General features: G+C 42.7%; 19 protein-coding genes. 12 read left to right on the top strand and 7 right to left on the bottom strand.

The features are described 5' to 3' along the window. Window positions 1-191: 191 nt before the first annotated feature. The 6 genes from OK344_RS12155 to OK344_RS12130 all read right to left on the bottom strand — a co-directional run bounded on the left by OK344_RS12155 (window position 192) and on the right by OK344_RS12130 (window position 9,336). Window positions 192-845 (bottom strand): response regulator, encoded by a 654-nt coding sequence (locus tag OK344_RS12155; RefSeq protein WP_265145028.1) that lies wholly within the window; start codon window positions 843-845, stop codon window positions 192-194. A 19-nt stretch (window positions 846-864) separates the two neighbouring features. After that, entirely contained in the window at window positions 865-2,253 is a 1,389-nt protein-coding gene (locus tag OK344_RS12150) for an ATP-binding protein (protein ID WP_265145027.1), read from the bottom strand. 257 nt (window positions 2,254-2,510) lie between these two features. Beyond that, window positions 2,511-4,097: a calcineurin-like phosphoesterase C-terminal domain-containing protein gene (locus tag OK344_RS12145; protein ID WP_265145026.1), complete on the bottom strand. Its 1,587-nt coding sequence runs from the start codon at window positions 4,095-4,097 to the stop codon at window positions 2,511-2,513. A gap of 5 nt (window positions 4,098-4,102) precedes the next feature. Beyond that, window positions 4,103-4,852 carry a glycerophosphodiester phosphodiesterase gene (locus tag OK344_RS12140; RefSeq protein WP_265145025.1) on the bottom strand — a complete coding sequence of 250 codons (750 nt, stop codon included), beginning with the start codon at window positions 4,850-4,852 and terminating at the stop codon, window positions 4,103-4,105. After that, complete coding sequence (locus tag OK344_RS12135) at window positions 4,852-6,306, bottom strand: SusD/RagB family nutrient-binding outer membrane lipoprotein (protein ID WP_265145024.1); 1,455 nt, start codon at window positions 6,304-6,306, stop codon at window positions 4,852-4,854. The genes OK344_RS12140 and OK344_RS12135 overlap by 1 nt, the downstream gene beginning before the upstream one ends. A gap of 48 nt (window positions 6,307-6,354) precedes the next feature. After that, window positions 6,355-9,336, bottom strand: a complete 2,982-nt coding sequence (locus OK344_RS12130) for a SusC/RagA family TonB-linked outer membrane protein (RefSeq protein ID WP_265145023.1) — start codon at window positions 9,334-9,336, stop codon at window positions 6,355-6,357. A 291-nt stretch (window positions 9,337-9,627) separates the two neighbouring features. On the opposite strand from OK344_RS12130, the gene OK344_RS12125 reads away from it, so the two are divergent. The 10 genes from OK344_RS12125 to OK344_RS12080 all read left to right on the top strand — a co-directional run bounded on the left by OK344_RS12125 (window position 9,628) and on the right by OK344_RS12080 (window position 20,180). After that, window positions 9,628-10,080, top strand: a complete 453-nt coding sequence (locus OK344_RS12125) for a hypothetical protein (RefSeq protein ID WP_265145022.1) — start codon at window positions 9,628-9,630, stop codon at window positions 10,078-10,080. 283 nt (window positions 10,081-10,363) lie between these two features. Continuing rightward, on the top strand, window positions 10,364-11,407 hold the full coding sequence (locus tag OK344_RS12120) for a tetratricopeptide repeat protein (RefSeq protein WP_265145021.1): 1,044 nt from the start codon (window positions 10,364-10,366) through the stop codon (window positions 11,405-11,407). A gap of 228 nt (window positions 11,408-11,635) precedes the next feature. Beyond that, complete coding sequence (locus OK344_RS12115; RefSeq protein WP_265145020.1) at window positions 11,636-13,036, top strand: M48 family metalloprotease; 1,401 nt, start codon at window positions 11,636-11,638, stop codon at window positions 13,034-13,036. Window positions 13,037-13,211: 175 nt separating this feature from the next. Beyond that, a complete protein-coding gene (locus tag OK344_RS12110; protein ID WP_265145019.1) occupies window positions 13,212-13,715 on the top strand; it encodes a hypothetical protein in 504 nt (167 codons plus the stop codon). A 62-nt stretch (window positions 13,716-13,777) separates the two neighbouring features. Next, on the top strand, window positions 13,778-14,611 hold the full coding sequence (locus OK344_RS12105) for a helix-turn-helix domain-containing protein (protein ID WP_265145018.1): 834 nt from the start codon (window positions 13,778-13,780) through the stop codon (window positions 14,609-14,611). A 109-nt stretch (window positions 14,612-14,720) separates the two neighbouring features. Continuing rightward, window positions 14,721-16,013: a TolC family protein gene (locus OK344_RS12100; protein ID WP_265145017.1), complete on the top strand. Its 1,293-nt coding sequence runs from the start codon at window positions 14,721-14,723 to the stop codon at window positions 16,011-16,013. A gap of 11 nt (window positions 16,014-16,024) precedes the next feature. Continuing rightward, window positions 16,025-17,176, top strand: a complete 1,152-nt coding sequence (locus OK344_RS12095) for an HlyD family secretion protein (protein ID WP_265145015.1) — start codon at window positions 16,025-16,027, stop codon at window positions 17,174-17,176. A gap of 1 nt (window position 17,177) precedes the next feature. Then, window positions 17,178-18,788, top strand: coding sequence for an MFS transporter (locus OK344_RS12090; RefSeq protein WP_265145014.1), 1,611 nt, complete (start codon window positions 17,178-17,180; stop codon window positions 18,786-18,788). 98 nt (window positions 18,789-18,886) lie between these two features. After that, a complete protein-coding gene (locus tag OK344_RS12085) occupies window positions 18,887-19,561 on the top strand; it encodes a YceI family protein (protein WP_265145013.1) in 675 nt (224 codons plus the stop codon). A 199-nt stretch (window positions 19,562-19,760) separates the two neighbouring features. Next, complete coding sequence (locus OK344_RS12080) at window positions 19,761-20,180, top strand: pyridoxamine 5'-phosphate oxidase family protein (protein ID WP_143756224.1); 420 nt, start codon at window positions 19,761-19,763, stop codon at window positions 20,178-20,180. Window positions 20,181-20,260: 80 nt separating this feature from the next. Here the strand turns inward: OK344_RS12080 and OK344_RS12075 are convergent, their stop codons facing one another. Beyond that, window positions 20,261-20,530, bottom strand: coding sequence for a hypothetical protein (locus OK344_RS12075; RefSeq protein ID WP_265145012.1), 270 nt, complete (start codon window positions 20,528-20,530; stop codon window positions 20,261-20,263). Between the two features lie 42 nt (window positions 20,531-20,572). Here OK344_RS12075 and amyA point away from each other — a divergent pair, with 42 nt between their 5' ends. Beyond that, on the top strand, window positions 20,573-22,045 hold the full coding sequence (amyA, locus tag OK344_RS12070) for an alpha-amylase (RefSeq protein WP_265145011.1): 1,473 nt from the start codon (window positions 20,573-20,575) through the stop codon (window positions 22,043-22,045). 13 nt (window positions 22,046-22,058) lie between these two features. After that, window positions 22,059-22,448, top strand: a complete 390-nt coding sequence (locus OK344_RS12065) for a barstar family protein (RefSeq protein ID WP_265145009.1) — start codon at window positions 22,059-22,061, stop codon at window positions 22,446-22,448. Window positions 22,449-22,474: the final 26 nt, after the last annotated feature.

Here is a 22,474-nt window from a genome sequence, read left to right as displayed (position 1 = left end):
ATCCTTCAGCTTTTAATAACCATAATGTTTGATGCGAAAAGAATTGCGCTTTGTCTTTACGGACAGCCTGAATGTATTTTCCCTTTTGAAGTGGGAAAGTTATCATTTTCACTGCCGTACAGTACAAAGTTGTATAATTATTTCCGCACAGTACATACGCTAAACAGCGTATTTATGCTGAGGTAATCTGCTTACAGCCAGTTATTTTTACGCGCCAGCTCCATCATCTCGCTCTTCGACGAAAGATGAAGCTTCTTATAAACATTGTTCACATGGGTACGCACTGTATTGGGACTGATGAAGAGCCGTGCGGCGATATCGGAATAGCGGTGCCCTTTCACCATCAGTTTCAGTACATCCATTTCCCGGTCGGATAGCAGCTGGCTTTCGGAGGGGGTGATGTTGGGCCGGTTTTCTTCACATAAAAGACGCATGGCACTTCGCGCAATGGCCGGACTCATGGGGATATTGTCGTAATTCAGCACACTTTCCAGTGCTTCCACAATATTCACGGCCTTGTCTTCCTTCAGCAGATAGCCGTTGGCACCCGCCTTTATGGCCTCGAAAATACGGTCGGTATCTTCGTAGATGGTGAGCACAATAAATTTGAGCTCAGGATATTTAACTTTTGAGATTGAAATAGCCGAGATCCCGTCCAAGAAAGGCATCTCCAGATCCATGAGTACGATTTGCGGACGTTGAGCCGGTGCAAGTTCTTTTAGTTTTTCCAGATAATCAGCACCGTTCTCTGCCTCCAGCACGAGTTCCACTTCCGCGTAAGGCAAAAGCTTTTCTTTGAGTGTTTTCCGGTTAAGGAAGCTGTCGTCAACGATTGCGAGTCTCATGTTTTTGATGTAAAATTAGTTAAATGACTTCCGGCTTTCTATACGCGGTTGGGCGTATTTCTTCCAGAACCAGAATGCTCCCCTTACCTTCCTCTGATGACAGTGTTGCAGTAAAGCCGATATTTGCGGCTCTGGCCTTTATATTTCCAAGCCCATAGCCTTCATGATGATCATCCGCAATAAATCCCTTTCCGTTATCCCGCAAACTGATTCTTACCGTATCCCTGGAAATCATATAAAGTTCGGCCTCGGTGGCACCGGAATGTTTCATTACATTCTGCAGACCTTCCTGCAGGATTCTGAAAAGGTTTATGGTGATTTCTGATGGCAGAATCCGGTTGTCCCTGATGTCTTCCTCAAAACGGAGGGTTATGCCGCTGTTTCTGAAGCTTTTCAGTGCGTACTGCTTTACATGATCATAAAAATCTTCTACGGTGATGGTGTCATTGTTCAGCACCCAGAGAGTTTGCCGCAGCAGACCCAGAATACTTTCGGCATGTTCGCGGAGGTCCTCCAGTGCTCCCTTCCCCGCTTTCTCCTCCACCGCAAGATAGTCGATCTTTGAAATCAGGCTGGTGGCATAGGCGCCTATATTGTCATGAAGGTCCCGCGAAATGGCGATGCGCTGATCGCGAAGCCGGTTGTCTTCCTCAGCTTTGGAAACTGCGTACTGCATTTCCAGCTGTTTCGAGATCATATTACTTCGCACCGCGATCACCGCATAAATCAGCGGAAAATAAATGGGCATCCCGATAAGATCCAGGTAAGGTTGCGGCACCTGATAAAAGTAAGTAGCAACAATTATAATCACAAGAAAAGAAAAAACGCAGAAAAGAAGAAGATTGATGAATTCGTGCGACCATTGGATTTTGATCTTTTTGAGCATAGCCAGGGGATCGGCAGGTTGAATATGCAGACGCTTGAGATAGCGTTTTGAAAAGTAAAAATAGATCAGCGGGATGCTCATTACCAGTATGTTTAGGATATTGTACGAAAGATTCTGGGCCGCGTTCACTTCCCGGAAAACCCGCACTTTATCTCCCTCATCCATCTGAACATGATAAATTCCGTACAGAATGGCCAAAAATGGAATAATAAAATGAATCCAGGGTCTTTTGATTTCTCCGCCATTGTTCAGCAACACATAAAAATAGATGGCCGGCCCAAAAAGTAACGGAATAAACGCCTGCAGAAAGAGAAAATCGAAATACGCCACATCCTGAGTGTAAAACAGGGCCAGATTGGCCATGCAGTTTACCGCCACGATCATAAAAATTGCAGAGAACGAAAGCCTGACACCCAGTCTTTCCTTCGTATTGAGGAGCGTGGGAACAATCAGCAGGATGAGGATGAATATGACGGTGAGGTTCAGCAACAGTACCCAGGGATCACGGTAATCGATGTTCATGCATAAAATTTTAAGTCCTTATCAAAAATAGCAAATTATTGCTTTTATTTAATGTAATTACCACCGATCCATTTAAAACATCAACATCAGTGCAATAAAAACATCTTCAGAAACTTAGAAATGACTTCTTTACCGCATTTTGTAACCGCCTGGTAACTGGAAAGGCATTGCAGCGTTCCGAATTTGTATTTTATCCTAAAACCATAACAAAAACCGGCTGAAGGAACATCAGCCGGCAGAGAGAGAAATTGTTGAAATCAAGGCACCGGATTCGGTTCCTTTACTTCAAATTCCTGTTCGGCCGTATGAATTCTGCCATAGCGGTCTGTGGCACGAACCTGAAGTCTGTGCTTCCCAAGTGCTAATTTACCTGGGAACGCAGCCATCCAGAGGTGCTTGGAATCTTCGGGGTTGGAAGGTCTTCTGCCCTGCAGCAATTCGGTTCCGGTATCCCAACGAAGAACCGACTGCAGGAAAGACGGATCCATGGTTTCTGTATAAGCCATGGGCTTCCACTCGCCGGCGTCTACACGGTATTCCACCAGATCGTTTTTGCTGCCCATGAAAAAGTTTGCGGCAATACGGGCGGAATTCCGTCTGCTTGCAATTACTTTCGGTACATACAGGCTGATCTGGAACTCGTCAGGATGCCCTGCAGCTTTGTACTGAATGCTGTATTTATTGTCTTTAAAGTCGATAAACGAATACCCGCGGTAGGTTCCGTCGCGCATAACCGACGCAGGCACGCCTGTGGCATCTGCTGTACCTGAATACCAGTCGCCGGAAGTGGTTCCTACGTTATATTCGTGCAGGGCGGCAGCGCCTTCCCAACCCTCGCCCCTGGTATAGAAAATCTGAGTCTGTTTGTGGGTGTGTGCCGACATCATGAGGACATTTTCAAAGGGTTTCAGCAGTTCGAAAAGCCGCTTGCGGTCTTCCATCCGGAAATGGTCGTCACCGTCGCGTTCCGGCATCATCTGGATATGGAATGCAACGACAATGAGTTTATCTTTAGGAACCAGTTTCAGGTTGTTTTGGATGAATTTCAGCTGGTCCTCGCGGAAGCCGCCCCAATAGCCTTTCCCATCGCGCGGATCCGGATACAGGATATCATCCAGCACCATGAAATGAACATTTCCGTAATTGAAGGCGTAATTGGCAGGACCAAAGTTTTCCTCAAAAGTTTCGTCGGAAAACGGATCTTCTTTAGCATCAAAATTCATATCGTGATTCCCGATCACATTGTACCACGGCAAACCAAGTTCTTTTACTGCAGCGATATAATGCGGATGCATCGACAGATCATCGCCTACGAGATCTCCCAGACTGATGCCGAAAACCGCATTCTTTTTGTTGTTTTTTACTTCGTTGATGATGCCCCTTCTGAAATAGTCGATTTCTTTCAGCGTGTAAGGCTGCGGATCACCAAACACCAGGATCTGAAAATCCTTATTCTCTTTGGTGCTGTAAAGTGCAAAATTCACTTCTGCCGGAAGTTTACCGGTAGGTGCAGTTCCTTTGTATTTGAAATCTGCCGGCGAGCCGTTGGGTTTGTGGTGATAGTAGAACTTCGGCAGGTTATTGGCGTCGGTCTTGGTGCGGTAATCTGCAGGTTTAATAACGAAAATGGTGTGGTCCCCATAAACGGGTAAAGCGTATCGCCCGTTCTTGTCTGTCAGGGTGACTTCTATCCCATTGGAAACCGCCACACTGCTGATTCCTTTTTCCTTTTTATCTTTTACTGCGTTTCCGTTGGTATCCTCAAATACATAGCCGGACACGGAAGTCTGGGCGAATGCTAAGGAGGAAAAGAGTACACAAAGTACTGATATTTTAAAATTCATGCTGTTTAATTTTTAAGAAGTTGTTCGGGAATATTGGTGGTAACAAAGTCGATTCCCTGATTTTTAAGCTGGTGGTAAATTTCGGGATCATTCACGGTCCAGGCATTGGTTTTAAGACCGAGTGCACGGGCTTCGCGGATCCACTCCGGGTGTTTTTCGGTGAGTAGTTTGTAATGATAGTCAAGCCCGTTGAGATTTTCATCTTTCAGCTGCTGTGGCGAGAGGTCACCGTTAAGGTAATGCACCACAGAATCCGGCTCCTGCTTTCTTATTTCCCGGCAGATATTCAGGCTGAAGGAAATAAACTCGGTCTGCGATTCAAGTCCCAGTTTCTTTACCAGCTGAAGCGTCTGCTTTACGATTTCGTCTTCCAGGATTTTTGTTTTGGCAGGTTTCAGTTCAACAATCAATTTAACCTCAGGGTCGCGCTTGCCATGCTTCAGATACTGTTTCAGGGTTGGAAGCTTTTCACCGTTTGAAAGCATTAGTTTCTTTAAGTCTTCATAAGGAGTTTCAGCGATTTCCATATCCCCGTGGTGTTCATCATGATTCACCACGAGAATACCATCCGCCGAACGCCGCACATCGAACTCAGAACCATAGACTTTCAGTGCCTGCGCATTCTGCAGTGCCTTCAGCGAATTTTCTGCTGTGGGTATCTGCGCCTGAAAGTAGCCGCGGTGTGCGATAATGCGCGTCTGTGCGGTCATGAGTAGGGTGCTGAACACAAAGATCAGTAAAAAAACGTTTTTCATTATTTGTTCCACCACATTTTTACATTAATATCATCACCTCCCATCGCAGTTACCGCAGCATTGTAATTCTGGGTATTCATGATTCTCGGGTTGGTTGGATACATCATCCTTTGCGGCATTTGTCCGTTATTCAGCAGTCCGCCATTATCCGGCATTACCGGGTAACCCGTTCTGCGCTGCTCGTACCACTGCTGGTGATCTACAAAAAACAGGGAGATGTATTTCTGGGTCATGATCTGCTCGAGGGTACCGTTATAAGCCACTTTCGGATTGGCAAAATAATTTGCAGGTACGGTATCTCCCCACTGTTCCAAGGTTGCCTTTACCCCATTTTCATAGAAGGTCTGGGCAGAGCCGGAAATAATTCCTTTCTGCGCCAGTTCCGCAAGCGTGAACTGAAGTTCTGCGTAAGGATATAAGAGAATCTTCAATGGTGCCTTTGCCAGGTTCTGGTTCATGTTCGAAGGCTGGTAGGTGAAGACCGTTCCCGGCGCATAACCGGCTGGTGCACCGAAATAGCCTATGTTCGGGTTCGGGGCTGTAAGACTTTTGGCCTGTGTAAAGAACTTAGCCAGACGCGGATCATTGTTATCTTTCAGCGTATTCACAAACAGTTCACCCGCTGCGCGGTAAGCCGTAAAATCCTGAGGTCTTGCAATAGGCGGTGTAAAAGGTGCCACTCCGGAAATATCGAGCACCACCCCGTCAGCATTATTCTGGAAGATCGGGTACGTGGCAGGGTCATTTACAATTTCCTGAATACGGGCGTACACGTTTACTTCACCGTTTCTTTTCTGGATTCTGTTCAGTAATCTCAGTGAAAGCGAATTGGCAAATTTTTTCCACTTCACCATATTGGCAGCAGAAGCTTCACCATGGAAAAACAGATCGGTTTCTGTGAGTGGTTTTGTGGTATCAAAAAGGGCATTGGCCGCTTTCAGGTCATCGAGTAAAGTGATGTAAATGTCTTTCTGGCTGTCGAATTTTGGTTTGGTCATATTTTCCTCCAGTTTCAGCGCTTCAGAAAACGGAATATCTCCAAAGGCATCTGTAAGATTGGCATAAATAAAGGCATTCAGCACCATGGCGATAGCCTGATAATTCTTCTGGTTTTCAGCCACAGCAAAGGTGTGCATTTCTTTCACCTGTTTCAGCCATCTGTAGCTCGTATTCCAGTATCCGCTTCCGGTACCTTCGGTAAGGTAATAGCGGCTTACGGTGTTTCCTTCATTGGGAAATGGAATGGCGACCTGCATGATCTGAAAGGTAAAATCGTCGGCACGGTTATAGCCATAGGAAGCCATGTCGAACTGTACGGGCGAGAGCAGACTTCCGGCAGTAGGGCTGATGATTTTACTGGTGTCGGTATTGATTTCTTCGAACGTTCTGCCGCAGGAGTTGAGAAGCATCAAGGCGGAAAGGGCGAGACTGATATTGATAATGATTCGTTTCATTGGACTTCTTTTATTGATTTTAAGGGAAGTGATCTGAGATTTCACGGATTAAAATTTCACATTAAGCTGGAACCCGATGGTTCTTGAGGAAGGCAGCTGCCCGATTTCCACTCCCGGGGTAATGGTACTGTTGTCGAGGGTGGCTACTTCAGGATCAAACATTGGGAATTCGGTCCAAATCCAGAGGTTTTTTCCGAAGATGGCAAGCGTAAGCTCATTTACTTTTAAAGGTTGAATTACCGATTTTGGTAAAGAATAAGCAATTCTGGCATCTCTGAGTTTGATGAAAGAGGTGTCGAATGTATTGGTCTCCACATTCGCACGGCGATAATAATCTCCGTAATATGACGTGAGGTTTACCGGTTTGGTGTTTGGGCTGAAACTGCCGTCGGCATTCTGCACCACGCCTAAACCAACGATGGTTCCGTTCGGGTTATCCCTTCCGACCAGGGTGTGGCCCAGTTTACCCTGCTCCGACATTTTGTGGTGGGTTTGGGAGTACGCCATTCCGCCATACTGTCCGTCGAAAGAGAAGCTTAGGGAAATATTCTTATAACTGAATTCGTTCTGGAAGCCCGCTCTCCATTTTGCGAAGGCATTGCCTACTTTTTCTACATTTGCCGGTCGTGCAGGAAGGCCGTTATCGCCATAGATTACCTGCCCATCCGGAGTTCTGAGGAGTTTAAACCCATAAAGGTCGCCAAGGGAACCGCCTACCACGGCGTTGAAATACACGACTCCGGCAACAGTGGCCATGGTGTAAGGTTCGCCGCCGAACTCATCGGGAAGGCTCATGATTTCGTTTTCGTTCAGAGACCAGTTGGCACCCAATTTCCAGCGGAAATTCTGGGTTTTCACCGGCGTATAATCAAGGCTCATTTCCACGCCGCGGTTGCGGATTTCTCCGGCATTGATCCAGCGGTGCGCATAACCGGTTTCGTACATCATCGGTACGCGGATAATCTGGTCTGCGGTATTGTTCTGATAAAGTGTAAAGCTGTAATTCAGTCTGTTTCCGAAGAGGCCAAGGTCCATCCCCGCTTCAATATTGGTATTGATTTCCGGTCTCAGATTTGGGTTAGGAAATACCGAAGGTGGGGTAACACCGCCCGGAATATCATCCAGGTCATAGTATTTCTCCAACTGGTATGGTGAACCGTCGATCCCTACTTTTGCCCAGGATCCGCGGAGTTTCCAGTAGCTGAGTCCGGAAGATTTAATATTGAAAAGATCTGACAGAATGAAACTCGTACTTACCGACGGATAAAAGAACGAACGGTTTTCTGCAGGCAGTGTACTGCTCCAGTCGTTTCTTCCTGTTACATCGACAAAAATTTTATTGTTCCAGTCGAAGGTTATCAGCGCATAAGCACTGTTGACCTGCTCATCATAAGGCTTAGGTACTTTGGTGATCAGGGAAATGGCATTGGTAAGGGTATAATCTCCGGCAATCTTTAGTCCTTCGGCACGATAATCATTCATGATATACTGGTTATACCGCATACTGCCACCGACAGAAGCTGAAACGTCAAAACTGCCGAAACTGTTTTTGTAATTAAAGAGTACATCACTGTTATATTCCTGGTTGGTAATGAACTGTTCGCGGTAGAAGCCTTTCAGGTAGTTGGCAGAACTCCAGGGTCTTTTGGTGGTACGCTCCTCGTTCAGCACTTCAATTCCGGAACGGAGCATCATGCTGAAGTGGTTGTTGAAGTTATAATCTACCATCATGCTTCCGCTGATGGTTCTTTTGTCCACACCGTTCAGCATTTCGTAAGCGATGAGGTAAGGATTGTCGATAAAAGAACTGAAAGGGTGAATCTGGTCGAGCTGTTCCTGTCCGTTTTTCCAGATGGGGCGGTACCACGCCAGGTCCACATTCGGGTTCTGGAAGATCATAAAGTAAGAAATCGACTGATTGTTGTATCCTGTCGCCGGAAGGTTGTCGCTTTTCATACGGCTGTAGGCCAATTTTGTTGAAATCTTCAGCCTGTCATTCAGTTTATGGGACAGTGATCCTGCAAAGTTGAAACGGTTAAAACCGGTATTCGGCATCATCCACTCATTGTCGAGGTAAGTTAATGAAGTACGGAAACTTGTTCTGTCATTGGCCTGCTCCAGTGAAACGCTGTTGGAATAGGTAGAACCCACTTCCCAGAAGCCTTTTACATTGTCTTTATAAGGTCTCCATAGCTGTCTTGTTGGGCTCTGTCCCTGTACGGTAGGATCATACTGGAAGTAATACTGTCCGTCGAACTTCGGTCCGAAGGCACTACTTGTTCCGCCCGTACTCACGCCGTCCGCAGACTGGCCGTAGGAGTAATAAAACTGTCCGTCTTTATTTTTTGCGAGGGTACCCTGGCCGTATTCATACTGATAATCCGGCCATTTCAGCACAGAATCAAAACTTGCAGAGGAGTTGAAAGAGACCTGCATTTTTCCGTTCTTGCTTTTTCCGGATTTGGTGGTGATCATCAAAGCACCGTTGGCGGCTCTGGACCCGTAAAGCGCAGCCGCGGATGCGCCTTTCAGTACGGTTACACTTTCTATATCATCGGGGTTTATGCTGTTCAGTCCGTTACCTAAATCAATAGGAAGATCTCCACCTGAACCTGCGCCGTAGGCCGGGGTTCCGGTTCCGGAATTCACTCTTGGACCGTCACTTAGCGGTATTCCGTCCACTACAATCAGGGCATAGTTGTTATCCATAAACATGGATTTCTCACCGCGGAGGGTAATTCTGGCAGATCCCAGCGGACCGGCGCCGGCAGTCTGTATCTTCAGTCCGGCCACTTTACCTTCCATTGCCTGCACCCAGTTGTTATTCTGGGTTTCTTCGAAGGTCTCTGAGCCTACGGTTTCTGCAACATAACCAAGGGATTTGTCCTGTCTTTTAATTCCCAAAGCGGTCACTACCACTTCTTCAATCTTTTTTTCTTTAAGCGTATCCTTACTCTTCTGCGCTGCCATTTCTACAGATACGGTTCCCGCAAGAACGAGAATAAGGATTTTCTGAAGGTTTCTTTTCACGATATATTATTTTCGTGCAAAATTACCCCTCAAAAATCTGGAGAAGATTAACCTAGCTTTAAGCGTTTGTCACTAAACAGATACGTATATTTTAACAGAATTTTAACGGAACGGACAACCTTCTGAAAATCAGCACTGCGGTGATGTTGCTTTTTTTTAATATTGACTTCGAATCTCTCAGCGAACCGCTGATGAACTGTTAACATAATAGCACTTCGCTACCAAACTATTTCCAAATCATAATTTCGTTATCTCTATCCGGGTCGACAATCGATAAATGAAAACAAACAAATGATGAATACTCAGAAAATTATAATCCGGATTTTAACAGGCATGCTGGCTTTAGTTATTGCTTTTCATTTTCTGATATTTTTCAAAATCATTCCTTTCAATATTGTATGGGGTGGACGGCTACAATCCGAACAGGAAATGTATATATTTGAAGGTGTCTCGATTATTTTAAATCTGTTGCTGATCTGGATACTATCATTAAAAGCAAAAAATGTTAACCGTAAATATGTTGACATCATCCTTTGGATTTTCTTCATCATATTTTCATTAAATACAATCGGTAATTTATTTGCTCAAACGAACTTTGAAAAATATTTCTCAATCCTGACCCTGATCTTCGCATTACTTTTATGGAAAATTCTTCGGGAGAAAAATGAAGAACAGCTTACAACAAAAAGAAACCAAAGACTATCTGAGCCAAAAACAGATAGTGAACTACATGGAACAAAATGAGAATAGAAAGGATTCCGGAAAATGAGAAAAACGCGTATGCCCAACTACAGATAATGAATGGAACCAAAAAAAATGTCGGCTAATGTTCCTTTACCGGAATGTGTGACTGAAGTTTTATAGAACATTTGTTTAATTAATGTTTTTTTGGGTGATTGTTCATTTTATTTTCAAAGGAATCAGAGAATTTAGGGTTTTGTTTCACATTTTTAATTAAATTAGTTTCAAGAAAAATTAATAACCCCACAAAGTTTTTACCATAATATTTGTCATTTAATCCCCACAGATGAGAAAAATCTATTACCTGTCCCTATTTGTTACCAATATCCTCCTTGCACAAAATGCAGAGCACGCCTATAAAAAAGTTGATGAAGGAATTGAACTTCACGATGCAGGAAAATACGACGAGGCTCTATCCAAATATAACGAAGCTTTAATCTTGGATAAAGACAATTCTTTTGCACTGTATGAAAAGGCAATGACCCTAGAAGCTTTAAAAAGATACGATGAGGCTGTTGAAACTTCTAAATATATTTTGAAGTTATATCCGAATGATGACAACAAAACAGTATATGTTACTTATGGAAATGCTTTAGATCATATGGGCAAACCAGATTTAGCTTTAAAAATCTATGATGAAGGACTAAAAAAACATCCTTCTTATTACCATTTATATTTTAATAAAGGAATTACTTTAGCTACTAGCAGGAAAAATGAAGAGGCAATAAAAGCTTTTCAGGCTTCTACAAAACTAAATCCCAACCATCCGGGTTCATTTAATGCTTTAGCGGTATTAAGTTCTTCTAACAGGATAGCTTCCATCTTAGCCTCAAGCAGATATCTTATTCTAGACAATAAAAGCACCCGGGCAAAAGGTAATCTCGATGCGATTATTTCGTTAATGAATAAAGGTGTTTCTAAACAGGGTGACAATTCAATTTCGTTAACAATAGATGAAAACACGCTGAATAAAGTAAATAAGAAAAGGAAATCAGAGAATGATTTTGCGACAGCTGATGTGGTTTTATCAATGTCTGCGGCGTTGGATTTTGATGAAAAAAACAAGAACAAAACTGATATTGAGAAATTTGCAGAGAAGTTCAAAAGTATCTGTGGTGCTCTGGATGAAACGAAAAAAAATCAACAGGGTTACTTCTGGGAATTTCTGGCTCCCTATTTCATTGAAATGAAAAACAGAAATTTAATTGAACCTTTTTCAAACATCATATTTCTATCTGCAAATAATGGTCATGCTACAGAATACAGCAGCCTAAACCCAGACAAAATCGACGAATTTTATCTCTGGTCAAAAAACTATGATTGGAAATAACCGCTCTTCTCCAAAAAGCGTATTGGCGTAAAGAAGTTTTAAATACAGCATTGCCTGGTTCCCGTAAATTTACTATTTCATATAGTTTTCAATTGATTTAGACAATCTGAATAGGCATTTGCCTCAGTCTGTTTTTTCACTTTTGGTTTCGGCCTTCCCGTTCTTCACATTTTTTCTTAATTAATTTTTTATCCAACTTCGGTCATCAAAAAATAATAAAAACAAAACATGAACATTCAAATATCATCGAACTTCAAAAAAATGACGGGTAAGGCTGTTTTTGCTATTATTTTGTTCATACTTGTTTATCTGCTTCTTTTGTCTTTAGCAGTTGGAATAACCGTTCTCTGCGTTATTGGAGGAATTGCGCTGATTGCAGCAAAACCCAGTATAATAACATTGGGACTGGGAATTGGCCTGGCGAGTCTTGGCTTTTTCATTATTATCTTTTTGTTTAAATTCCTTTTCAAACAGCATAAAATTGACAGAAGCCATCTGATTGAGATTTCTGAGCATGAAGAGCCAAGGCTGTTTTCTATTATAAGAGAAATTGTAGATGAAGTGCAGACGGACTTTCCTAAGAGAATATATCTGTCCAGTGATGTAAATGCCTCTGTATTTTACGACTCTAATTTTTGGAGCATGATATTTCCTGTTCGTAAGAATCTACAGATTGGATTAGGCTTGGTGAATACAGTTTCAGAACAGGAGTTCAAGGCAATCTTAGCTCACGAATTTGGCCATTTTTCGCAACGCAGCATGAAAGTGGGCAGCTATGTTTACAATGTAAATCAGGTGATATTTAATATGTTAAATGATAATGATTCATTTGACAATATGATGCAGAAATGGGCAAATATTAGCGGATACTTTTCAATATTCGTTGCCATTGCAGTAAAGTTAATCCACGGCATTCAGTGGGTTTTAAGAAAAATGTACGATTTTGTAAATGTCAGTTATATGGCATTGTCGAGAGAAATGGAATTTCATGCGGATGAAATTGCTGCAAATGTTGCAGGATATGTACCTCTGAAAGAATCTTTGCTAAGAATAGATTTAGCAGAGCATTCCTATAGCACGGTATTAAACTATTATGAAGCAAAAATACCGGAGAACATTAAAAGTAAAAACATATACAGGGAGCAGGAATTTATTATGAATTTTTTAGCAACCCAAAATAATCTTTCCTTCCGGAATAATTTGCCGGTCGTATCTGAACTGGACTTGAGTAAATATAATAAATCAAAATTAACAATTAAAGACCAGTGGGCATCTCACCCAAGTACCGAAGAAAGAATAAAGGCATTGGAATTGACTGGCATCCATAAAACAGGAGTTGAAAAACCCGCAATTCTATTGTTTGAAGACCAAGAAAATATACAGGAGAAAATCACAGAAAAACTGTTTTCTTCGGTTACATATGATCACAGTGCCTTGTCTTTGGATTTTGAAGAATTTAAAAAAGATTATACCGACACATTTAATAAAAACAGTTTCCCTCTTGAATATAACGGCTATTATGACGACAAAAGTCCGGTTGAATTTGACGTAAATAATTGTCTTGATTTTGATAGTACAGAAACCTTGGATCTCCTTTTTAGTAAAGGAAAAGGTAGATATGGTTTATGATGATATTGCTTTTGAAAACGACAGGAATATATGACTTAGTATTGCCAATAAGTCTATAGATATAAAATCATTCGACTATGATGGTAAAAAATACAAATCAGCTCAGGCTCAGGATTTAATCCCAAAAATAGAAAAACCACAAAACGCCATTCGGGAAAGAATAAAGGAAAACGATGTGAAAATTTATAAGTTCTTCTATAATGAAGCGCTAAAAAAAGGAAATGCAGCGGTCTTAAAAGAAAAGTACATCAGTTTCTTTAAACAGGATTCAGAATATGAAGATAAGGGATCATTGTATAACAACCTCTCTATGGCAACAGCGTTTATAAGCGTGGTAACACCATTTAAGCAAATAAAAGAGAATTTCAAAGCTCTTCTGCCTAAAGAAATTGAATTAAAAGAGGAAATAAAAAAATTGATGGTAGATGAAACTTTAAGTAGTGAAATACCCGCGCAGACTACAGAAAATTTTGAAAATTACCTCTCAAAAGAATGGGAGTATTTTAATGGCGAGGCTTATTCCAACGATAATCTTCAAATTCTTTTCGCTGCCATGAATGATTACTACTACCTCATATCCAGAAAGTACTTTTTAACTAAAGTAGATTTATTAAGTTACCAAATGGCGCAACTTGAACCAACTGAAAAACTGCAATTTAGCTCCTGTCTTACTCCCTAAGCCTGTCCCATTTTGTCGGGCGGTTACCCTCAAATTCTTAACTTTGCTCAAACCGTAATCTTTTGGAAAACCCGATAAAGATATTTGACGCGCAGAACATCTTCGATTATATTGAAATCGGATATCCCTATCACCCTAAAAATCCAGCGTTTTTCATCCTGAAAAAAGGGCGGGTAGTCTACACTGAAAATGTGGACCGGATAGAACTTACTGCAAATCATGTTGCCATTATTGATTCCCGCAGAGTCTACGAAATCCTGGAGATCAGCGATGACCTGGAACTGCTGCTGGTCGCATTTTCAAGGGAATACACCGAAAAACTGCCCCTTAACATCAACCGGCTCAATGCCTTTGTCTGGTTCCGCAACGAACTGGTTCGGCACTTCCGGCTGGAGCCGGAACCTTTCGACAGCATCTGGAAAACAATCGGTCTTCTGAAATCTGTGCTGCAGCGTCCGGAACCCTCCGCGCACCGCGACGAAATCATAAGGCACCTTTTTTCTTCCACGGTCTATCTATTTGCCGATATGATTGTGCATGCCTCGAGGTTTTCTAAAGAAAAGATCTCCAGAAAACAGGAAATCGTGCTGCAGTTCCTGAAAAATGTAGGTGACTGCTATCTGGAGGAGCGGGAAGTGAGTTTTTACGCTGACAAACAGTTTATTACTTCCAGACATCTTACTTCCGTTTTAAAGGAGGTGACAGGACAAACCGCGGGACAGATCATCGCAGCTTTTGTGATGAAGGAGGCCAAAGCTCAGTTATCCACCACAGAACAGTCACTTTACGAGATTGCACTTAACCTGAAATTCAGTGACCAGTATTCCTTCGGACACTTTTTCAAGAAACATTCCGGCGAAAGCCCCAACGCTTATCGAAAACGTTTCCGGGGTTAAATCTTACTTTTGAACATTTTATTCATTCTTTCCGTCATTTTATCGGGTGTGCTGATGAAGTACCTTTGTCCCGTTAAAAATCACGGAACCTATGATCCTAAAAAATAAAATGACTCTTGTAGTCCTGAGTCTGTTTTTTTCCACCGCCAACGCCCAGCTTACAGAGCGAACCATGACTCTGGAGGAAGTGGTGCAGCTGGCTCTGGAAAACCATACCCAACTTAAACTTTCGAAAGAAAACATACAGATCGCCAGACAGCAGACCAAAATCGCGGAACTGCAGAAACTGCCTTCTATTACCGCTTCCGCCAACGCGTTTTATCTTGGTGATGCGCTGATTCTGGACAAAGACCTGTCTAAAGTAGCCACCATCAACATGCCGCATTTCGGCAACACTTACAGTGTGCAGGCTTCTGAGTTGATCTTTAAAGGCGGACTCGTAAAAAAATCCATTGAAATCTCAGCACTGCGGGAACAGCTCGCGGAACTCGATCATGAGAAAGATGCGCAGAACATCAAATTTCTGGTGATGTCGACGTATCTGGACATCCAGAAAATCATCAACCAGAAAAACGTGTACCTCAACAACCGCAAACTCGCTGCGCAGAGGCTGGATAACGTAAAGAAATTTTACAAACAGGGCATGGTGACGCGCAATGAAATCATCCGCGGGGAACTTTTAATGAAAAATCTGGAACAGGGAATTCTGGTTCTGGACAATAACCGATCCGCGCTGAACTACCAGTTGGCCACCGCCATCGGCCTTGCACCCGATGTCCTTATTAAACCTTTCGGTTCTCTTAGTGATGCGGGTGAATCCCGGGAATTGCAGTATTATCAGGAGCTGGCGCATCAGAACCATCCCGTTCTGAAATCTGCCCAAACCGGCATCGATATCGCAAATAAGAATATCGAAATCATCAGAACCGATAAAATGCCCACCATCGCGGCTTTTGGCGGCTACAGCATGGCCAGACCGGTGACCAGTACAATACCTGCGCAGGATTTCTACACCAATACGTGGCAAACGGGAGTTTCTATCAGTTACAACATCGACAACCTGTATAAGACCAAAGAAAAAGAACAGCTCGGAAAGTTTCAGCTGAATCAGGCCAAAGACGTTCTCGTCCTTCAACAGCAGAATATCGATGTACAGACCAATGCCGCTTATCTTAAATGGCAGGAAGCCCTTCAGCAGGCGCAACTTTATAAGGAAAGCGAAGCTCTGGCTAATGAAAACTACCGCATTATTGAAGCCAAATACCTGAACCAACTGGCACTTCAAGCAGACATGACCGATGCCACCAATGCCAAACTTGAAGCGGAACTGCTCTACGCCAACAGCGAGATCAATGTGCAGTACCAATACTATAATTTAATGAAAACAACAGGAACCTTATAAAACCAAAAGAGATGTCAGAAAAAAATACAGCTGCAGAAAATATTCAGCCGGAAACCGAAGCCAAGGCTACAGCCCCTAAAACGGAAGAAAAACCTTCTCATGCTCAGAAAAAAGCAAAGAAAAAATCGAACAGAGTAAAGACCACCGTCATTAATTTACTCGTTTTTGCAATGGCGGTAGGCGGATTTTATTGGCTTGTAAAGCATTATTTCCATTTGAGTGAGGATAATTTCACCAATTCCGCGCAAGTGGAGGAATTCATCAATCCTGTGAATACGAGGGTGGCGGGATACATCAAAGAGATTAAATACAACGAACACCAGGCGGTAAAAAAAGGTGACACGCTTGTGATTCTGGATGAAAGGGAAATCCGCACCCAGCTTGCGCAGGCAGAAGCAGCCTACCAGAATGCGCTGGCTTCGAGAAATGTTACCTCATCTGCCGTGAATACAGTTTCAAATAACGTGAATGTGGCCAATGCCAATATCGCAGGCGCCAAAGCCAGACTCTGGAATGCTGAACAAAACCTGAAACGTTACCAAAACCTACTGGCCTCCGAAGCGGTGACAAGACAGCAGTATGATCAGGTAAAAACCGAGTACGATGCTACCAGAGCTGCCTACGAAACACTGATCAGTCAGAAAAATTCCGCGAGCCTTGCCACAGGGGAAACCCGCAGCCGCCTGGGAGTAAATGATGCTGAGATCAAAAGAACTGCCGCCATGCTCGATATGGCAAAGATCAACCTTTCCTATACCGTAATCACCGCGCCTTATGACGGCATTATGGGAAGAAGACTCATCAACGAAGGACAACTGGTGCAGCCCGGACAACAGTTGGGAACCATTGTGCTGAACGGCCAGAAATGGATCACCGCCAACTTCCTCGAAAGCCAGATGCCCGGCGTGAAAGTGGGTGAAAAAATGACGGTGACCGTAGATGCCCTCGGCGGGAAAAAATTCGTTGGGATGGTGACCGCGATTTCCGCAGCGACGGGTTCTAAATATTCGAATGTGCCTGTGGACAATTCCACCGGAAACTTTGTAAAGGTTCAGCAGCGCATCCCGGTGAGAATTGAATTCACTCCCGAAAACAAAAAAGAAGATCTTGACCAGCTTCGTGCAGGAATGAATGTGAATGTGACCATAAACAACATCAAATAAAATGTCTGATTACAATAAAGGACTCTTTAAAAACTGGGTTCCGAAACCCGTACAGCTTTTACTGATCCTCATTTTTACCTTTGTCATCATGTCGGTTAATCCAGTGAATATGGGAAACATCAGCATGATGGTGGGCGATCTCGGCACGATGTCCGAATACCTGATGATGGCCAACTTCGCTTCTTTTATCGGAATGGCCACTACAATGCCGCTGGTTTTACGGGTGAAAATGCGTTTCCGCACTAAGGAGATTATGATTGTCTCGCTGGCAGTAACCGCGCTGCTGTCCTTCGTGATTGGTACAACGGCAGTCCCTGAAATTATTGTGGCCGCTTCATTCCTTATGGGCTTTTTCAAAATGTTCATGATGATGGAATTCATTCTGCCTTTGATGTTTATTCTGAGTCCGGACGGAAAACGCGGTAAATTTTATGCGGTCTTTTATCCGTTTTCTATTATCGCAGGAAATATTGCTGGATATTATCTGGCCAAACTCGCCTACCATACCACGTGGCAGTACCCTCACCTGCTGACTGCCGGACTTTGCCTCATCCTGATCATGATTGTAGTGATCTTTCAGCACAACCAGCGGTTTGCCCGGAAGATGCCGTTCTCCCAGATCGACTGGCTCAGCATTGTACTTTTCGCCGCTACTTTTATGTTTATGGCCTTTTTTCTGTCTTTCGGAAAAACGCTGAACTGGTTCGAATCGCAAAATATCCGCATCTCATTTTGGGGCACACTCATCAGTTTTGTACTGCTCGCGCTGAGGCAGCTTACGCTGAGGAGAAGTTATGTTTCATTCGGAATTTTCACCAAAAGCAACGTCCAGAGCGGTCTGCTGATGCTGCTTTTCACCGGTGTATTTCTGGGCGCCGGTTCGTTGCAGAATACCTATACCATTGGAATTCTGGGCTATGATATGGTAACCAATGCGTCGCTGAATCTGATGACGGTTCCGGGCGTAGTCCTGGCTGGCGTAGTAGCCTTTTTATGGTTCAAAAATGAAAGACCTTTAAAGATGTTTATTTTCTCCGGTTTTGCGGCGTTTTTTCTGAATACGGTGATGATGTACTTCATGATGGTTCCCGAACTGAACTACGAAAGCTGGCTGCTGCCGATGATCCTAAAGGGTTACGGTTTAGGTGCACTCTTCATCGCAGTTTGGTTTTATATTCTGGACAAACTGGAGATGGAAGAAATGCTTCAGGCGATCGGGCTTGTTCTGGTTTTCCGGAGTTTTGTGGCTACGGCTGTATTTTCCTCATTCTTCTCCTGGCTGCAGTATCAGTTCCAGTGGCAAAGCGTGAATAATCTCGCCGTCTACATGGACGGTAATCTGATGTCGCCGCAAGCGGCACTGGCAGGCTATAAAAACATACAGTTGAATGCGATTCTTGTTGCCAATAAAAAAATATACGGTCTGATTTCCATCGCCGGAATTGGAATGATGATCTATGTTTTACAGCATCATTTCGGTAAACTGAGATTCACAAGATTCCGCTGGACAAAAGCACGCTTCAATGGATCGAAAAGACGGAGACAAGCGAATAAAGAAATCCTTCGGAAACGGGTTAAAGAACTGGAAGATGCTGCGGGTTCTTTTCTGTAAACTTTAAAATTCCGGTGCGTTTCTTATCATACATCAATTCGGGGACAGATTCCTTAGGCTACTTTTGCACTCGAATTAAACAACTAATTATTTATACAATGAAAAAATTATCAATTTTGGCCCTTTCAGCAGTTCTTGTTGCTGTATCATGTAAAGAATCAAAAACCGACAGCGTTACCACTGCAACTGAGCAGGCTGTAGCTGAACACACCGGAGAAACTTTTACAGTAAATACCGACAGCACTACTGTAAAATGGACTGCTTATCATAAAGGCGGATTGAACCCAAGATTCGGAACGACCAAAACCGCAGGAACATTTTCTGTAGAAAACGGAAACCTGGTATCCGGAAGCCTGACTTCAGACCTTAACACTTTAACTACTGACCCGGCTGCGGTTGATCCTGCAATGAGCGACGGAAAAACTTCTGCTGACCTTGATGCACACCTGAAAAGTGCAGATTTCTTTGATACTGCAAAATACCCAAGCGTGAAATTCGACATCACTAAAGTGGAAGACCTTGCAGCAGGAACTGAAAGCAAAGTGGCAGGTGCCAACAAAACAGTAAGCGGAAACCTTACTATTAAAGACAAAACCGTAAACGTAAGCTTCCCTGCGAAAGTAGAAGTTACTGAAAACGGACTGACAATGGTTTCAATCTTCACCATCAACAGACAAGACTGGGGATTGGCTTACGGAACTGAAGGAGATCCTAAAGACTGGATGATCTCTCAGGAAGTTGATCTTGAACTTAATGTAGTTGCAGGTAAATAATCTCCTGTAATTTAATATCATAAAGACCGCTTGTTGCGGTCTTTTTTTGTGGCGGCAAAAACAGTGGATTCCACATTCAGCAGATATTAAGGTAAGTTAACAGACTATTTTTTAATTTTTGGTAAAACATTTGATTACTGAAACGGATAATTTATTCTTTAGTAAGAAAAAAGTCAGTAACACTAAAAACCTCTATCCAATGGAAAAAGTATCCTTAAAAAAAGTAGCAGCCATGATGAAAAATCTTGATTTTTGCATGATGGTGACCAAAGACGGGCGCAACACGCTTCATTCCCGCCCCATGAGCAACAACGGGAAAGTTGAATACGACGGAGATTCGTGGTTTTTCTCTTACCGTGATTCCAACAAAGTAAAACAGATCGAAAATAATCCGATGATTTCACTGATTTTCCAGACGGATGATATGACTTTTGTAGACTGCTACGGCATGGCAACCATCACTGAAAACCGCAAAATGCTTGAAGAAAAATGGGTGAAAGGGTTGGAAATGTGGTTTCCCGACGGCATTGAAACCGAAGGAATCTGCCTGATTAAAGTTTCGGCACACAGAATCCAGTTCTGGGGCAAAAACGGCGACGGCGAATACAGAGCAGAATAAATCTGGTTAACACCGGTAATTAAGGACTTCTCCAAATAAAAATGCACAGCCCTGAACTGTGCATTTTTTTTCAATTTTGCTTAAAGAAGTTCGAAACCTCCGCCCACATGCAGCACATTACCATGTACATAACTTGCCGCATCAAAACTCAGGAACAGTAATCCTTGTGCTACTTCGCGCGGTTCATCCAACCTGCCTTCGCGGCTCATGGTCGGGATAATGTTTGCTTCAGTAAGGTTAAGGCCATAGCTGTTTATACAGATGATAAAAAGCGCAGGTCCTGGTTCTAATATTGAACTATGCAGGATAATCATCAGAAGAAAAATAAATCTGAGTAAGAGGTCCTGCATATTGGGATGATTTTTGCTCATGCGTCGTATTAAACTTTAACGATGAACGCAACGATGATTCAGTTTTTCCACTGGTATTCGGAGGGAGACTGTAAATTATATGACGAAGCTGCTAAGGCGGCTGATTATTTAAAGGAGCTCGGGATTTCAGCGGTGTGGTTTCCACCTGCATATAAGGCTAATGGCGGCGGTTATTCTGTTGGTTACGATCCTTATGACCTTTATGATTTAGGCGAATTTGACCAGAAAGGTACCATCCCTACAAAATACGGTACTAAAGAACAATATGTGAACGCGTGCAAAACTTTACAAGAAAGCGGCATTTCTGTAATTGCCGATATTGTTTTGAATCATAAAGCCGGCGGCGACGAAAAAGAAAAGTTCCATGCCGTAAAAGTAAATCCCGAAAACCGACAAGAAAACATTTCAGAACCTTTTGAAATTGAAAGTTACACGAAATTCACTTTTCCGAACCGTGAAAAAAAATATTCAGACTTCGAATGGAATTTTACCTGCTTTTCTGGCGTAGATTATGCGGAAGGTCAGGAAGAAGGAATTTACCAAATCTTCCACGATTTCGGCGATGGCTGGGAAGAAATGATCGATACCGAAAAAGGAAATTATGATTATCTGATGTACAACGATATCGACCACAGAAACCCATTCGTTCGGGAAGAACTCGACAAATGGGGCAAATGGTATCACGACCAGATTCATTTCGATGGAGTTCGTTTAGACGCGGTGAAACATCAATCTCCGGTGTTCTACAAAGAATGGCTGTACAAACTTCGGGAAAATACTGCTAAAAATATTTTCGCCGTCGGTGAGTATTGGGCTCCTGGCGAAGTAAATCTTTTGCAAAATTATATAGATGCCACCGAAGGTTGCATGAGTTTGTTCGATTCCTCTCTTCAACAAAATTTTCACATTGCTTCGAAAGAAGGTGCGGATTATGATTTAAGAAAAATATTTGATGAAACCTTGACTTTATTGAATCCCGCATTTTCTGTAACCGTGGTCGACAATCACGATACACAACCTCTACAAGCTTTGGAAGCTCCTGTTGAAACATGGTTCAAACCATTAGCTTATGCCCTTATTCTTCTTCGAGAGAACGGATATCCTTGTGTATTTTATCCGGATTTATTTGGAGCGCACTATACCGATAAAGACAAGGAAGGAAACGATCAGGAAATATTTCTGGACAAAGTAGAAAAAATTGAAGAACTGTTGAAAGCGCGACAACAATTCGCTTATGGAGCACAAAAAGATTATTTTGAAGACGCCAACTGTCTTGCCTGGACTCGCGAAGGTGACGATGAACACGCTGGTTGCGCAGTAGTATTAAGCAACAAAGATGCTTACGAAAAACCAATGGAAATGGGTGAAAGATATTCAGGGAAGCAATTCTATGATTTTATGGGATGGTTTTCCGAAAAAGTTACCATTGACGAAAACGGATGGGGGAATTTTCCGGTTCCGGCAGGAAATGTTTCGGTTTGGGTTCACGAATAGGTAAAAAATTCTGATGAAAAAAATTATTATCGAAGGCAAAAACATTAATAATATCGAGACCTTCTACGAGGAAGTAAACCGAGTGTTTATGTCACAAGAAAACTGGAAAATTGCGCAGAGTTTAGATGCTTTCAATGATATGTTATACGGATCTTTCGGCGAGATTAAAGGAAAAGAAAAAATCCAGCTGATTTGGAAAGATATCGAACAAAACAAGAAATCACTGGGCTTTCAAACAACCTTGGAGTTTTATCAAAACAAATTGAAATCTCCACAAATTTTTAACCGTAAATTTGTTCTAAGTAAAATAGATGAACTGCATAATGGTGTAGGACTCACTTTCTTCGAAATTGTCCTGGAAATCATTTCCGATCACGACAATATTACACTAATGAATGATTAAAAATTAAAAACTAATCGAAAAAATTT

The sequence above is a fragment of the Kaistella yananensis genome (assembly GCF_026107505.2).
GTDB lineage: Bacteria > Bacteroidota > Bacteroidia > Flavobacteriales > Weeksellaceae > Kaistella > Kaistella yananensis.
Note: the sequence above shows the minus strand (reverse complement) of the source record. Positions and strands in the feature narration are given on the sequence as shown.

What these genes read in the sequence shown, in the direction of transcription:
- OK344_RS12155 (WP_265145028.1), bottom strand. Translation starts at nt 845, where the DNA reads ATGAGACTCGCAATCGTTGACGACAGCTTCCTTAACCGGAAAACACTC.
- OK344_RS12150 (WP_265145027.1), bottom strand. Translation starts at nt 2,253, where the DNA reads ATGAACATCGATTACCGTGATCCCTGGGTACTGTTGCTGAACCTCACC.
- OK344_RS12145 (WP_265145026.1), bottom strand. Translation starts at nt 4,097, where the DNA reads ATGAATTTTAAAATATCAGTACTTTGTGTACTCTTTTCCTCCTTAGCA.
- OK344_RS12140 (WP_265145025.1), bottom strand. Translation starts at nt 4,852, where the DNA reads ATGAAAAACGTTTTTTTACTGATCTTTGTGTTCAGCACCCTACTCATG.
- OK344_RS12135 (WP_265145024.1), bottom strand. Translation starts at nt 6,306, where the DNA reads ATGAAACGAATCATTATCAATATCAGTCTCGCCCTTTCCGCCTTGATG.
- OK344_RS12125 (WP_265145022.1), top strand. Translation starts at nt 9,628, where the DNA reads ATGATGAATACTCAGAAAATTATAATCCGGATTTTAACAGGCATGCTG.
- OK344_RS12120 (WP_265145021.1), top strand. Translation starts at nt 10,364, where the DNA reads ATGAGAAAAATCTATTACCTGTCCCTATTTGTTACCAATATCCTCCTT.
- OK344_RS12115 (WP_265145020.1), top strand. Translation starts at nt 11,636, where the DNA reads ATGAACATTCAAATATCATCGAACTTCAAAAAAATGACGGGTAAGGCT.
- OK344_RS12100 (WP_265145017.1), top strand. Translation starts at nt 14,721, where the DNA reads ATGACTCTTGTAGTCCTGAGTCTGTTTTTTTCCACCGCCAACGCCCAG.
- OK344_RS12095 (WP_265145015.1), top strand. Translation starts at nt 16,025, where the DNA reads ATGTCAGAAAAAAATACAGCTGCAGAAAATATTCAGCCGGAAACCGAA.
- OK344_RS12090 (WP_265145014.1), top strand. Translation starts at nt 17,178, where the DNA reads ATGTCTGATTACAATAAAGGACTCTTTAAAAACTGGGTTCCGAAACCC.
- OK344_RS12085 (WP_265145013.1), top strand. Translation starts at nt 18,887, where the DNA reads ATGAAAAAATTATCAATTTTGGCCCTTTCAGCAGTTCTTGTTGCTGTA.
- OK344_RS12080 (WP_143756224.1), top strand. Translation starts at nt 19,761, where the DNA reads ATGGAAAAAGTATCCTTAAAAAAAGTAGCAGCCATGATGAAAAATCTT.
- OK344_RS12075 (WP_265145012.1), bottom strand. Translation starts at nt 20,530, where the DNA reads ATGCAGGACCTCTTACTCAGATTTATTTTTCTTCTGATGATTATCCTG.
- amyA (WP_265145011.1), top strand. Translation starts at nt 20,573, where the DNA reads ATGAACGCAACGATGATTCAGTTTTTCCACTGGTATTCGGAGGGAGAC.
- OK344_RS12065 (WP_265145009.1), top strand. Translation starts at nt 22,059, where the DNA reads ATGAAAAAAATTATTATCGAAGGCAAAAACATTAATAATATCGAGACC.